10 protein-coding genes and 1 rRNA gene (1 of these 11 running past the window's edge) are annotated in these 14,121 nt (G+C 45.9%); all 11 read left to right on the plus strand.

From position 1 onward, the window contains the following. Positions 1–2,230 (plus strand): 23S ribosomal RNA (locus AC04Q4_RS00015); it begins 658 nt to the left of the window's first position. Positions 2,231–2,427: 197 nt separating this feature from the next. After that, positions 2,428–3,255, plus strand: coding sequence for an HAD family hydrolase (locus tag AC04Q4_RS00020; RefSeq protein ID WP_173737538.1), 828 nt, complete (start codon positions 2,428–2,430; stop codon positions 3,253–3,255). A 41-nt stretch (positions 3,256–3,296) separates the two neighbouring features. Then, positions 3,297–4,607: a peptidase dimerization domain-containing protein gene (locus AC04Q4_RS00025; RefSeq protein ID WP_173737539.1), complete on the plus strand. Its 1,311-nt coding sequence runs from the start codon at positions 3,297–3,299 to the stop codon at positions 4,605–4,607. 67 nt (positions 4,608–4,674) lie between these two features. Continuing rightward, positions 4,675–5,937: an ABC transporter ATP-binding protein gene (locus AC04Q4_RS00030; RefSeq protein WP_173737540.1), complete on the plus strand. Its 1,263-nt coding sequence runs from the start codon at positions 4,675–4,677 to the stop codon at positions 5,935–5,937. Then, positions 5,930–6,784 carry an ABC transporter permease gene (locus AC04Q4_RS00035; protein WP_173737541.1) on the plus strand — a complete coding sequence of 285 codons (855 nt, stop codon included), beginning with the start codon at positions 5,930–5,932 and terminating at the stop codon, positions 6,782–6,784. Before AC04Q4_RS00030 ends, AC04Q4_RS00035 begins: the two co-directional genes overlap by 8 nt. After that, positions 6,781–7,566, plus strand: a complete 786-nt coding sequence (locus AC04Q4_RS00040) for an ABC transporter permease (RefSeq protein ID WP_173737542.1) — start codon at positions 6,781–6,783, stop codon at positions 7,564–7,566. Before AC04Q4_RS00035 ends, AC04Q4_RS00040 begins: the two co-directional genes overlap by 4 nt. Continuing rightward, entirely contained in the window at positions 7,563–8,609 is a 1,047-nt protein-coding gene (potA, locus tag AC04Q4_RS00045; protein ID WP_119240823.1) for a spermidine/putrescine ABC transporter ATP-binding protein, read from the plus strand. The genes AC04Q4_RS00040 and potA overlap by 4 nt, the downstream gene beginning before the upstream one ends. Then, positions 8,609–9,427, plus strand: a complete 819-nt coding sequence (locus AC04Q4_RS00050; RefSeq protein WP_173737543.1) for an ABC transporter permease — start codon at positions 8,609–8,611, stop codon at positions 9,425–9,427. The genes potA and AC04Q4_RS00050 overlap by 1 nt, the downstream gene beginning before the upstream one ends. 12 nt (positions 9,428–9,439) lie before the next feature. Then, positions 9,440–11,293, plus strand: a complete 1,854-nt coding sequence (locus AC04Q4_RS00055) for an extracellular solute-binding protein (RefSeq protein WP_173737544.1) — start codon at positions 9,440–9,442, stop codon at positions 11,291–11,293. A 34-nt stretch (positions 11,294–11,327) separates the two neighbouring features. Next, entirely contained in the window at positions 11,328–12,368 is a 1,041-nt protein-coding gene (locus AC04Q4_RS00060) for a polyamine ABC transporter substrate-binding protein (protein WP_173737545.1), read from the plus strand. 30 nt (positions 12,369–12,398) lie between these two features. Next, positions 12,399–14,051, plus strand: a complete 1,653-nt coding sequence (gene ptsP / locus AC04Q4_RS00065) for a phosphoenolpyruvate--protein phosphotransferase (RefSeq protein ID WP_173737546.1) — start codon at positions 12,399–12,401, stop codon at positions 14,049–14,051. The last annotated feature ends 70 nt before the right edge of the window (positions 14,052–14,121 follow it).

The raw sequence follows: 14,121 nt of genomic DNA on the forward strand, positions 1-14,121 counted from the left end.
CGTAGGGAAACCAAGTCTTAAGAGGGCCAGAGTCAGTAGGAGTAGACCCGAAACCGGGTGATCTATCCATGTCCAGGTTGAAGCTGCCGTAAGAGGTAGTGGAGGACCGAACCCACATCCGTTGAAAAGGGTGGGGATGAGGTGTGGATAGGGGAGAAATTCCAATCGAACCCGGAGATAGCTGGTTCTCCTCGAAATAGCTTTAGGGCTAGCCTCGGTGTGAGTCTTGCGGAGGTAGAGCACTGAATTTCCTAGGGGGCGTCAAAGCCTACCGAAGAATATCAAACTCCGAATGCCGTGTAGATATCACCGGGAGTCAGACTGCACGAGATAAGTTGGGCGGTCAAAAGGGAAAGAGCCCAGACCTACAGTTAAGGTCCCAAAGTGCGCGTTAAGTGGAAAAGGATGTGGGATTTCGAAGACAACCAGGATGTTGGCTCAGAAGCAGCCATACATTCAAAGAGTGCGTAATAGCTCACTGGTCGAGAGGTCCTGCGCCGAAAATGTCCGGGGCTGAAACGCGCCACCGAAACTAAGGAATCCGAAAGGATTGGTAGAGGAGCATTGTATATGGGAAGAAGCAGTACCGTAAGGAGCTGTGGACTGTATAGAAGAGAGAATGCCGGAATGAGTAGCGAGATAGAGGTGGGAATCCTCTAGGCCGAATATCCAAGGTTTCCAGGGTAAAGCTGATCTGCCCTGGGTGAGTCGGGACCTAAGGTGAGGGCGAGAGCCGTAGCCGATGGACAACAGGTTGATATTCCTGTACTGCAGTATAACAGAACTGTGGGGACACGTAAGGAGAGCGGGAGCCGGGAATGGAAAGTCCGGTACAAGCGAGGTACCAGTATGGTAGGAAAATCCGCCATGCAATGGGAAGACGTGATGTGGAGCGAATTTTAGTAGCGAAGCCCGTGAGCCATGCGTCAAGAAAAGCCGCTATTGTTTATACTGTACCCGTACCGTAAACCGACACAGGTGGATGAGGAGAGAATCCTAAGGCCGGCGGAAGAAGTATTGCCAAGGAACTCGGCAAAATGGCCCCGTAACTTAGGGAGAAGGGGTGCCTGCGAGAGCAGGCCGCAGAGAATAGGCTCAAGCAACTGTTTAGCAAAAACACAGGTCTATGCGAAACCGAAAGGTGAGGTATATGGGCTGACGCCTGCCCGGTGCTGGAAGGTTAAGAGGAGAGGTTAGACGTAAGTCGAAGCTTTGAATTTAAGCCCCAGTAAACGGCGGCCGTAACTATAACGGTCCTAAGGTAGCGAAATTCCTTGTCGGGTAAGTTCCGACCCGCACGAAAGGCGTAATGATTTGAGCGCTGTCTCGGCAATACATCCGGTGAAATTGAAGTGCCAGTGAAGATGCTGGCTACCCGCGCCAGGACGGAAAGACCCCATGGAGCTTTACTCCAGTTTGGCACTGGGGTCCGGTGTTGCATGTACAGGATAGGTGGGAGGCTGAGAAACGGTAACGTCAGTTGCCGCGGAGCCGCTGTTGGGATACCACCCTTGTGATATTGGGCTTCTAACCAGCCGCCGTGATCCGGCGGTGGGACAATGCCAGGCGGGGAGTTTGACTGGGGCGGTCGCCTCCGAAAGGGTATCGGAGGCGCCCAAAGGTTCCCTCAGAATGGACGGAAACCATTCGAAGAGTGCAAAGGCAGAAGGGAGCTTGACTGCGACACCGACGGGTGGAGCAGGTACGAAAGTAGGGCTTAGTGATCCGGTGGTATTAAGTGGGAATGCCATCGCTCAACGGATAAAAGCTACCCTGGGGATAACAGGCTTATCACTCCCAAGAGTTCACATCGACGGAGTGGTTTGGCACCTCGATGTCGGCTCATCGCATCCTGGGGCTGTAGTAGGTCCCAAGGGTTGGGCTGTTCGCCCATTAAAGCGGTACGCGAGCTGGGTTCAGAACGTCGTGAGACAGTTCGGTCCCTATCCGGCGTGGGCGTAGGATATCTGAGAGGAGCTGTCCTTAGTACGAGAGGACCGGGATGGACGGACCGCTGGTGGACCGGTTGGCTTGCCAAAGCCATGGCCGGGTAGCCAAGTCCGGAAGGGATAAACGCTGAAGGCATCTAAGCGTGAAGCCCCCCTCAAGATGAGATATCCCATTCTTAAAGAAGTAAACCCCCTTGAAGACGACGAGGTAGATAGGGCAGGGGTGGAAGTGTGGTAACACATGGAGCTGACTGTTACTAATCGGGTGAGGGCTTGACCAAGAAACGCAGGTTAAAATTGATTCGAAATACGATTAACAATCATCACCAAACCATGTATGTAGTTTTGAATATACAATCGTGAAAAGTGGCTTAAACAGCCACTTTTTTTGTGCTATAATAAAAAAATGATTTATCATCAATTTCCCTGTCGACTGAAAAAAGTTTCTTTGTCTACAGTAAAACGAAAGGATTTATTTATGAAAACATTATACGTATCAGATCTTGACGGAACTCTTTTACGAAAAAATGAAACTTTATCTCCATATACAATAAAAACAATCAATGCTTTAACTTCTTCAGGCCTGTTTTTTTCCTATGCAACAGCCCGATCATTAAATACATCGAAAAAAGTAACAGAAGGTCTTAACACACATTTTCCGCTAATTATATACAACGGGGCATTTGTGAAAGATAATGTAACAGAAGAAATCCTCATTGCCAATTATTTTGAAGATGATATATATGAGGTATTGAAAGATCTTTTTGCACACAAAATATATCCGATTATATATTCATATCAGAATGATATTGAAAAATTTTCTTACATACCGGCAAAGGCTACAAGTGGAATGAAGGCATTTTTGAACAGCCGGAAGGGCGACAAACGTACGAATATTGTAACTACAGAATCTGAACTGATGTATGGAAATCTTTTTTATATCACCTGCATTGATAAGTCGGAAAAGCTTGAACCATTTTATCATAAATACAAAAATAAATATCACGTTGTTTATCAGCAAGATATCTATACAGGCGAGCAGTGGCTGGAAATCATGCCGCAAAAAGCATCCAAAGCGCAGGCTGCTTTGCAGCTAAAACAAAAACTGGAATGTGACAGATTAGTTGTTTTTGGTGATGGAAAAAATGATATTGATATGTTTGAAATAGCGGATGAAGCCTATGCAGTGGAAAATGCAGTAAAAGAACTGAAAGATATGGCAACCGGAATCATAGAATCCAATGAAAACGACGGAGTAGCGAAATATCTCCAAAAAATATCTATTTCCAAACCAACTGTTTTATGATATCATATAGCTTAACCTGCGGAAAATGGAAGTTATAAGACATGAATCATATTGAAGAAAAAATCATTCAGATTATAGATGAACACAGAGAAGAAATCATAGCCCTTGCGAAGGATATCCAGAGTCATCCGGAGCCGGGGTTTTATGAAGAGAGAACAGCCGCACACGTAGCGGCTTTTTTGCGTGGTCTGGGACTTCGCGTACATGGAGGACTTGCACGCACAGGGGTTCGTGCAGAGTGGATGGAACAGGACGGACCAAACATTACTATTATCGGAGAACTTGACGCAATTGGATGCAAGTCGCATCCGATGGCTGATCCCGTAAACGGGACAGCACATGCATGCGGACACCACGCACAGATTGCAGCCATGATCGGCGCAGCATTGGCACTGACCAATGAGGAGGTTCAAGCCTCTCTGTCTGGGTCCGTATCTTTTTTTGCCGTTCCGGCGGAAGAATATATAGATGCAGACAAACGTGTACGCCTTCGAAAAGAAGGAATCGGCTTTCCGGCATCTGGAAAAAGCGAGCTGATCCGTCTGGGAGAATTTGATCATTCAGACATTATTATGACAACTCATGTGCATATGATGCCGGTGGAAGAAGATTTTTATCTGGGAAATGCAGCCTGCAATGGATTTTCAGCAGAGCGCGTTACAGTAAGAGGAAAAGCAGCGCATGCAGCCATTGATCCCTGGGATGGAGTCAATGCATTAAGTATTACTTCAAGTGCGATTCAGATGATGGGCTTGATGCGTGAAACTTTCCGGGAGGAAGATCATGTGCGTCTTCATAATGTGATACGCAAAGCCGGTGATGTGATCAATGCAGTTCCGGACGAGGCCGTGATCGAGACAAAAGTCCGTGCAGCATCCCTGGAAGCGATCCGCGCCACTCAGGAAAAAATGGACCGGGCTTATGATGGTGCAGCCTACGCTTTCGGCGGTAAGATTAAAAGAGAGCCTTTGCAGGGATATATGCCGGTCATTCACAGGGGTGCAGATGAAGTTATGAAAGAATCTGTGGAACTTCTGGATGCTACATACCGATGCTCCAGGCCTTCGGATTTCAACAATGCTTGCACAGATGTAGGAGACCTGACTCATCTATTCCCTGTACTGAATTTTACATTCGGAGGATTTGAAGGAAAACTTCACGGAGCAGATTTCCAGATCACAGATGAAGAACTGGCATATATTAAACCAGCTAAGCTTCTGGCTCTGACAATATATCACCTTCTCCGTGATCAGGCAAAAGAAGCAAAGAAAATCTGTCGGGAATTTAAACCTGTATTTAATAAAGAAAGCTATTGCCAGTATATACGGGATAATTTTTCTGAGAATGAGTAATTAAGCGGATATTCGTAAGTCATGAAGGCTATCATAAGTTCGTTTAAAAAAAGACAAGGAGAATTAAATGTCCGAAATTTCATTAGAACTCAAAAACATAAAAAAGAGCTTCCAGGATGGGGAGGACGTCCTGGATGGCATCTGCCTTACGGCAAAAAAAGGCGAATTTGTTACACTGCTGGGATCTTCCGGTTGTGGTAAAACCACTACATTGCGCATTATCGCGGGGCTGGAACAGCCGGATTCCGGGCAGGTTTTTCTGAATGGGAAAGATGTGACAGGACTGGAACCTAACCGCAGAAACGTGAACACAGTGTTCCAGAATTACGCACTTTTTCCACATATGAATGTGGCGGACAATATCGGTTATGGGTTGAAATTAAAGAAAACGCCAAAAGCTGAGATCAGCCGCAGAGTAAAGGAAATGCTGGAACTTGTGCAGCTTACAGGATTTGAAAAAAGAAAGCCATCGGAACTTTCCGGCGGCCAGCGGCAGCGAGTAGCGATTGCCAGGGCATTGGTGAATAACCCGGAAGTCCTTCTTCTGGACGAGCCGCTGGGGGCACTGGATTTGCAGCTGAGGCGAGCCATGCAGCATGAGCTGAAGCACCTGCAGAAGAAGCTTGGAATTACATTTATTTACATTACCCACGATCAGGAAGAAGCCATCAATATGTCGGACACGATCGCAGTGATGAACCACGGACGTTTTGAGCAGATCGGAACACCGGATGAAATATATAATCATCCGAAAACCAGCTATGTTGCGACTTTTGTAGGTAATGCAAATATTCTGAAAGGTGTTGTAAAAGAGCCGGCAGATAATAAAGACCATCAGATCACAATAATAACAGAAAGTGGAGAAGTGCAGGTTTTGCCAGTATTAGAAGAAAATATGCCGCAGCCAGGTGAAACCGTCAGGATCGCGGTACGAAGTGAAAATATCCGCTTTGAAGAAACCGTAAAAAACATACAGGGTAATCTACAGGAAAAAGAAAACGAATGTGCAGAGAAAAATGCACATGAAGGCACACAGAAGCACATGGATAATACAAACTCAACTGGTAATATTTATGGTCTCACCGCCATAGTAACAGAAAAAACGTTCGCAGGCGGTCAGCTTCGTGTAGTATTGAAAACAACCGAAGGCCAGGAGATCATAGCAAGCCGCTACGGTATCGACACAAACGTAAATGTAGGTGAAACAGTACGCTGCTGTTTTAAGCCTTCCGATGCGGTTCTTGTAGACAGACCCGAAGCAAACGCAGAAACAAACACGCAGAAAGCTCAGAGAGATAACCAAAGCACAACAGGAGGCACCCATGCGTAAGCGTGGCGCAGGCTCCGTATGGATGATCCTGCCATTGTACATTTTTACCCTGATCTTCGTAGCCCTGCCACTCCTGTATGTGATCGCCTTAAGCTTTTCCACAGCAGACGGCGGATACGGCGTAAACTGGAAATTTACTCTGGATAATTACAAACAGATCCTGGAGCCTGTATACCTGCAGACTTTTACAGGATCTTTTCGCCTTGCCATCACCAGTACACTGATCATCTGTCTGATCGGTTACCCTTTCGGCTATTTTATGGCGAAACTTTCCGAGGGAAAAAAGAAGCTTGCCATGCTGTTTCTGATGCTGCCTTTCTGGGTGAACTCCCTGATCCGGCTTTATGGCTGGATCATCATTCTCCAGAAAAAAGGTCTTCTGAACTATATTTTAATGAAACTGGGGCTGATACAGGAACCACTGAAGATTCTGTACAGTTATCCTGCTATTGTTATCGGCATGGTTTATGTTTTGCTGCCGTTTATGGCTTTATCTGTATATTCCAGTGCGGAGAAGCTGGACTGGTCATTGATCGAAGCCGCCAGAGATCTTGGAGCCGGCAGATGGCAGGCATTCTGGAGTGTTACCTTTAAGCTGACACTGCCAGGACTTCTTTCCGGAGTGATCCTCACGTTTATCCCATCCATGGGCCTGTTCTTTATTGCAGATATCCTTGGCGGAAACAAGATCGTACTGGTTGGAAGTCTGATACAGGAGCAGATGACAAGAGGAAACAACTGGCCGTTTGCAGCGGCACTTGCTGTTGTATTGATGGTACTTACCACACTTATGATCGTGGTGTATCGTAAGATCACTAATGTAAAGGAACTGGAGGGAATCGGATGAAAAAGAATTCAAAGCTTTCGGGTTTATATCTGGGAATCCTGTTTTTTCTCATGTATCTGCCTATTGGAGTGGTAGTTGTATTTTCTTTTAATGAAGCAAGACTTCCGGTTCGGTTCACCGGATTTTCAATGAAATGGTATCAGGAACTTTTTCAGGACAGAGACATGATCCAGGCATTGAAAAACAGTCTGATCCTTGCGGTATCCAGCTGTGGGGTATCTGCGGTGATCGGAACACTGGGGGCTGTAGGACTTTCCAGGATCCACTGGAAAACAAAAGGAGTGATGGAGTATATTTCCATTCTGCCGCTGATGATCCCTGAGATAATCCTTGGAATGGTGCTGATGGCGTTTTTTTACATGCTGCATCTGCCATTTGGAATGCTGACACTTCTCATCGGACACACGGTTTTCTGTGTACCCTATATATTAATGGAAGTAAAAGCAAGGCTTGTGGGAATGGACCCATCTCTTGAGGAGGCAGCCAGAGATCTTGGTGCAGGTTCTTTCAGGGCATTTTGGGACATTACCCTGCCGCTGATCATGCCGGCTGTCATATCCGGCTCTCTGCTGGCCTTTGCCATGTCCATGGATGATGTGGTGATCAGCATTTTTGTTACAGGTCCGCGTGTATCCACGCTGCCGATAAAAGTTTACACACAGATGAAAACAGGCGTTACGCCGGAGATTAATGCACTTTGCACGATCATGCTGGGAGCGATCCTTCTTGTGCTGGCTGTGTATCTGATCCTTGGAAAACGCGGGAAGGGGAATAAGAGATGAGCAATAAACTGATCGAGTTAAAGAATCTCACAAAAAACTTTGATGACCAGCAGGTGCTTCGTGGTATCAACCTGGACATCCACGAAAACGAATTCCTTACGCTTCTGGGACCCAGCGGCTGTGGAAAAACAACAACCTTAAGAATTATCGCAGGCTTTGAGGAGCCAAGCGGCGGAGAGGTGCTTTTTAACGGTATTGAGATATCCAAGCTTCCTCCATATAAGAGAGAAATCAACACTGTATTCCAGAAATACGCACTGTTTCCGCATCTCAATGTTATGGACAACATCGGTTTCGGCCTGAACCTGAAAAAAGTGGATAAATCCGTGATCGAGCAGAAAGTAAAAAGAATGCTGAAGATGGTAGGTCTGGAGGGCTTCGAAAAAAGAGATGTCACCCTTCTTTCCGGCGGCCAGCAGCAGCGAGTTGCCATTGCGAGAGCACTTGTCAATGAGCCGAAAGTCCTTCTTCTGGATGAGCCGCTTGGTGCTCTGGATGCAAAAATCCGCAAGCAGATGCAGATCGAGCTGAAAAAAATCCAAAGAGAAGTAGGAATCACATTTATCTATGTCACCCATGACCAGGAAGAGGCACTTTCCATGTCTGATACCGTAGTTGTCATGAACAATGGTGAAATTCAGCAGATCGGGAGCCCGACAGATATCTACAATGAGCCGGAGAACCGTTTTGTGGCAGGCTTTATCGGAGAGTCCAATATTATAGAAGGAACTATGATCAAAGATTTCCTGGTGGAATTTGATGGCTTCCGGTTTGAATGTGTAGATAAAGGATTCGAGGACAACGAAGCCATTGAGGTGGTTCTTCGTCCGGAGGATCTGGATATCGTGGAGCCGGATCAGGCCAAGATCAGAGGTACCGTACGGAACATTACGTTCAAGGGCGTTCATTATGAGATACTGATCGAGACGGAGCTTCGCACATACATGGTACACACTACGGATTACGCAGCAGTAGGACGTGAGGTTGGACTGAAATTCGGTCCTGAGGACATCCATGTTATGTGCAGAATGGGAGGATACTAATGAAACAGTTTAAGCATCTCATTAAGCCGTACATCATCTGGGCAGCGATTCTGATCGTTGTACCGCTGATCCTGATCGTGCTTTATGCCTTTACATCCGATGGAAACGAGGTACTTACCCTGCATTTCACATGGGCGAATTTTGGGAAATTTCTGGAAACTACCTATTTAAGTGTGATCCTGAAATCTTTTCGCCTGGGCATCCTGACAACATTGATCTGTCTTGTATGCGGATATCCCCTAGCATACATTATTTCAAAATATTCCGAAAAGGTGCAGAGCTTTCTCATACTGATGGTTACGATCCCCATGTGGATCAACATGCTTCTGCGTACTTATGCATGGATGAACATTCTTTCTGATAATGGTCTGGTGAACAATCTTCTGAAAATGCTGGGAATCTCACCGATCACCATGATGTATACAGATTTTTCCGTTATCGTAGGTCTTGTCTGTAACTTTATGCCGTTTATGATCATTCCGATCCATACATCTTTAAGTAAAATGGACAAGTCACTGATCGAGGCGGCGAATGACCTTGGGGCAAATCCGTTCCAGACTTTCTGGAAAGTAACTTGGAAGCTTTCCATGCCGGGTGTTGTCAATGGTGTTATGATGGTATTCCTTTTGTCCATCTCAACTTTCGTAATTCCGAAACTTCTCGGCGGCGGCCAGTACATGCTCATCGGTAACCTGATCGAGTCGCAGTTTATCTCCGTCGGCGACTGGAACTTCGGAAGTGCCATCTCTCTGATCCTGGCTGTGATCATCCTGATCTTTATGAGCCTGATGAAGAAGATGGACAAACAGGACGATTAAAGGAGGCAGGAGATGAAAAGAAAAAATACCATATTTTCAAAATTATACGTAGTGCTGTGCCTGGCGTTTTTTTACCTGCCCATCCTTGTGACGATGATCTTTTCCTTTAACTCATCCAAGTCGCTGACAAGATTTACAGGATTTTCCCTGCGCTGGTATGGTGAGCTGATAAATAATATGGAAATCAGCAAGGCAGTATATGTTTCCGTGTCTATTGCGATCCTGGCAACGATCATTTCCACAGTACTGGGAACCATCACGGCTATCGGCCTTTCGAAATCCAGAAAAGTGCTCAAGGAGCTGGTTCTCACAATTAATAATTTTCCAATACTGAATCCCGAGATAGTAACAGCTATCGGCCTGATGCTTCTGTTTTCTTCTCTGGGAATGACGAAAGGTTATCTGACCATGCTTCTGGCGCATATCGCGTTCTGTACGCCGTATGTTATCACGAGTGTATATCCGAAAGTGCGAAGCCTGGACCCGAATCTTGCCAACGCTGCAATGGATCTTGGAGCAACTCCATATCAGGCTCTGACGAAAGTTATCGTGCCAATGATCAAAGAGGGGATTTTTGCGGGGGCGCTGCTGGCATTTACCATGTCCTTTGACGATTTCGTAATTTCCTACTTTGTTTCAGGAAACGGAGTAAAAAATATCTCCATTGTTGTATATAATATGACGAAGCGTATCAATCCGACCATCAATGCTCTGTCTACCATCGTTATCGTAGTCATTGTGGTGGTGCTGCTTTTGGGAAATCTGGTGCTTCCAAAGCTCCAGGCTTCCGCTGCAAAAAAGATGAAGCCACGTACAAGAAGGATCGTGGCAGCAGTGACAGCAGTGATTTTTGTGATCGTTATGGGAAAGTGGACGATCGTAAGCCAGGGAAGCCATATACTGCGAGTTTACAATGCCGGTGAATATATGGACCTGAGCCTGCTGGATAAGTTCGAAAAAGAATATAACTGCACTGTTGTGTATGAAACCTTCGAATCCAACGAGATGATGTATACCAAGCTTGCCAGCGGTGAGACCTATGATGTTCTGGTTCCGTCCGATTATATGATCGAGCGTCTGATCAAAGAAGAATATCTGCAGGCTATTGACTGGAAAAAGATCCCAAATAAGAAAAATCTTCTTCCGGAAGTGAAGAACAAGGACTATGATCCGGGAAACCGTTATTCCTGCCCGTATTTCTGGGGAACTGTAGGAATCCTTTATAATAAGAATGTAGTATCTCAGGAAGACCTGGATAAGGAAGGCTGGAATATTCTTAAGGATGAAAAATACAAAGGAAATCTTTACATGTATGATTCTGAGAGGGATTCCTTTATGATCGCTCTGAAAGCACTGGGATATTCCATGAATACCAAGGATCTGGATGAGATCCAGGAAGCTTATGACTGGTTGATCGATCAGAGAGATACCATGGATCCGATCTATGCAGGAGATGATGTGATCGACAATATGATTTCAGGAAACAAGGCGATGGCAGTTGTATATTCCGGAGATGCCTCTTATATTATCAGCGAAAATCAGGATCTTGACTATTATACTCCGCAGCAGGGAACAAACACCTGGTATGATGCAATGGTCATCACAAAGGACTGCAGCGAGGTAGATCTGGCACACGAGTTCATTAATTTTATGCTGGATGACGAAAATGCACTTTCAAATACTGAAGAAGTAGGATATACTTCTACTGTGAAGAGTGCATTCGAGGAGATGAAGAACGGAACTTACGAGGGAATCGATTCCTATATTCCGAAGATCGACAATCCGAAGAATGAGATCTTCGGATACCAGAAGCCAAAGATCAAGCAGAAATTTGCAGAGCTTTGGACGAAGGTAAAAGCAAAATAAGACAACGTCAGTGTGACAGAATTAAGGAGGTTCTATGAGAGCGAAAAAAGCAGCAGCAGTTATGTTATGTGCAGCACTTACGGCAGCTATGGCAACAGGTGTCAGCGTCAGTGCGAAAGATAAAGATGAACTGGTACTTTATACCTGGGACGGAATGGTTCCGCAGGAAGTGCTGGATGACTTCGAAAAAGAAACAGGCACTAAGGTTGTTTACTCTAACTTTGATACAGATGAGACTATGCTTGAGAAGCTTTCCCAGGCAAAGGGGGGTGATTATGATGTGGTAATTGCGGATGACTACATTATTGAAAGTGCAGTGAAGGAAGGCCTTGTTCAGAAGCTTGACAAAGATGCAATTACCAACTGGGGAAACATCAATCCGCTTTTCCAGGGACAGTTCTATGACCCGGACGATGAGTATACGGTACCGTACGGTGCAGGAATCCCGCTGATCGTTTATGATCCGGACCAGGTAGATATTGATATCAAGGGATACAAGGATCTCTGGGATCCGTCTCTTGAGGACAGTGTTGCCATTATTGGAGCTTATCGCGTTATTTGTGGAATTACACAGCTTTCCATGGGTGAGAGCATGAATGAAGATGATGTTGACGTGATCGCCAGGACAGGAGAGAAGCTTCAGGAGCTGGCACCGAATATCCGCCTGATTCAGGATGACAATACACAGAATGCACTGCTCAACGGAGAGGCAAGTGTGGCATTCCTTTACACTTCACAGGTTACACAGGCATTGAAGGATAACCCGGATCTCAAGGTTGTTTATCCGGAAGAGGGACTTGGATTCGGAATCCTTGGAACCTTTATCCCAAGCGAGGCACCGAATGCTGAGGCAGCCAATGAGTTTATCAACTATCTTCTTCAGCCGGAAGTAACAGCCAAATGCATCAATTCTGTTGGATACTATAATACAAATAAGGCGGCAGATGATCTTGTAGATGAGAATCTGGTTGTTCCGGATGATGTGACAAAAGGTGAAAGCATTGAGAATGTAAGCCAGGAAGCAGAGCAGGAATACAACAAGATCTGGACAGAATTCAAAGCTGCCTGCGATTAAAGCATAAAGAGCAGTAAGGGGGTTTTTAAGGTGGAAATATATAAGGGCACATCCGCCTTTGCCGGAATCGCCATAGGAAAAATACTGTATTATCACAGAGGCGAATATCAGATCCGCCAGTCCATGGTGGACAATGTAAAAAAAGAGCTGGATCGTCTGGATCACGCAAGAACAGCGGTAAGAGAGCAGATCCAGCACATGTATAAAAATGGCTACCCGCTTCCAAAGGAGCAGGAGCTGACACTGAAACGTCAGCTCAGGCTTCTTGGCGCAGGCAGTTTTCAGCGGGCAGTGGAGAGCATGATCACAACAGAGAAGGTCAGTGCAGCTTATGCTGTCCAGACTACAAGGGATGAGCTTGCCAATGTATTCCGTAATTTGGAAGATGAGGCAGTTAAGGAACAGATTGAGAACATCCGTGAGGTATCTGAACTTCTGATCGGTGCAATGGGAGGTTCCCATGCGCGGATCAATCTGGGAGACGAACCGGTGATCCTTGCATCAGAGCAGCTTTCTCCGAATGAACTTCTGGAGATGAACAAATCAAGCCTCCTGGCAGTAGCCATGCACCAGGGCTCCATTATTTCCCATGTTTCCATTATGGCGAAATCCATGGCGATTCCCACACTGGTGGAAGTGGAGATCCGGAAGGAATGGGACGGACATCAGGCCATTGTGGATGGCTATACAGGAACACTGTATATTGATCCGGAGCCGGAACTCCTGAAGGAATATGAGATCCGTCATCAGGCAGATACAGAAGAGCGGGAAGAATTGCTGAGACTTCGAAATCAGAAAGATGTCACAGCAGATGGAAAAGAGATCAGGCTTCTGGCTAATATCGGAAATCTGGATGACCTGAACACAGTGCTCTATTACGGAGCAGCAGGAATCGGACTTCTCCGCAGTGAGTTCCAGTATCTTGGAAGAGAGAATTATCCGAGAGAGAATGAGCTTTTCCGCGCCTACAAGAAAGTTGCAGAAGATATGGAAGGCCGTCCGGCAGTAATCCGTACCGTAGATCTGGGAGCAGACCGCCAGGCAGACTATATGGCTATTCCGGATGAAGTAAATCCTATGATGGGAAATCGAGGAATCCGTCTCTGCCTTGACCGGAAAAAAATGTTCAAAGCACAGCTTCGTGCTATTTACCGCGCCAGTGCTTATGGAAATATCAGTCTGATGTATCCGATGATCACATCAGAGGAAGAGCTTGACGAGATCGAAGAACTAATCCGGGAGGTTAAGAAAGGCCTTGATGAAAAAAATATCCCGTATAAAAATATCCGAACAGGTATCATGATCGAGACACCGGCAGCTGTAATGATCAGCGAAGAACTTGGAAAACGTGTGGATTTCCTGAGCCTTGGAACCAATGACCTGACTCAGTACACACTGGCTATGGACAGACAGAATCTTCTTCTGAAACATAAATATAACGACCATCACCCTGCACTGGTAAAAATGATCCGTATGGTAACAGAGGCAGGGCACAGATCCGGCTGCAATGTGTACATATGCGGAGAACTGGCAGCAGATTCCAATCTTACAGAGGAGTTTATCCAGATGGGAATAGATGGACTTTCTGTTGTGCCCGCATGTGTCCTGCCTGTAAGGAAGGCGATACGTTCTGCATATGCAGATGAGGTGAACAGGACGGAAGAAAGCAGAGAAGATAAATAAGTATTTTTCCGGTGAGCAGAAATATGGAAAGCAGACCAGGAATTGCGAATATCCGCCTGACTTATGAATA

Source organism: Blautia sp. HA8986, assembly GCF_056504635.1.

Bases quoted from the DNA above. Each gene is read 5' to 3' on its own strand.
- AC04Q4_RS00060 (WP_173737545.1), top strand. From the start codon at position 11,328: ATGAGAGCGAAAAAAGCAGCAGCAGTTATGTTATGTGCAGCACTTACG.
- AC04Q4_RS00040 (WP_173737542.1), top strand. From the start codon at position 6,781: ATGAAAAAGAATTCAAAGCTTTCGGGTTTATATCTGGGAATCCTGTTT.
- AC04Q4_RS00020 (WP_173737538.1), top strand. From the start codon at position 2,428: ATGAAAACATTATACGTATCAGATCTTGACGGAACTCTTTTACGAAAA.
- AC04Q4_RS00050 (WP_173737543.1), top strand. From the start codon at position 8,609: ATGAAACAGTTTAAGCATCTCATTAAGCCGTACATCATCTGGGCAGCG.
- potA (WP_119240823.1), top strand. From the start codon at position 7,563: ATGAGCAATAAACTGATCGAGTTAAAGAATCTCACAAAAAACTTTGAT.
- AC04Q4_RS00030 (WP_173737540.1), top strand. From the start codon at position 4,675: ATGTCCGAAATTTCATTAGAACTCAAAAACATAAAAAAGAGCTTCCAG.
- AC04Q4_RS00055 (WP_173737544.1), top strand. From the start codon at position 9,440: ATGAAAAGAAAAAATACCATATTTTCAAAATTATACGTAGTGCTGTGC.
- AC04Q4_RS00025 (WP_173737539.1), top strand. From the start codon at position 3,297: ATGAATCATATTGAAGAAAAAATCATTCAGATTATAGATGAACACAGA.
- AC04Q4_RS00035 (WP_173737541.1), top strand. From the start codon at position 5,930: ATGCGTAAGCGTGGCGCAGGCTCCGTATGGATGATCCTGCCATTGTAC.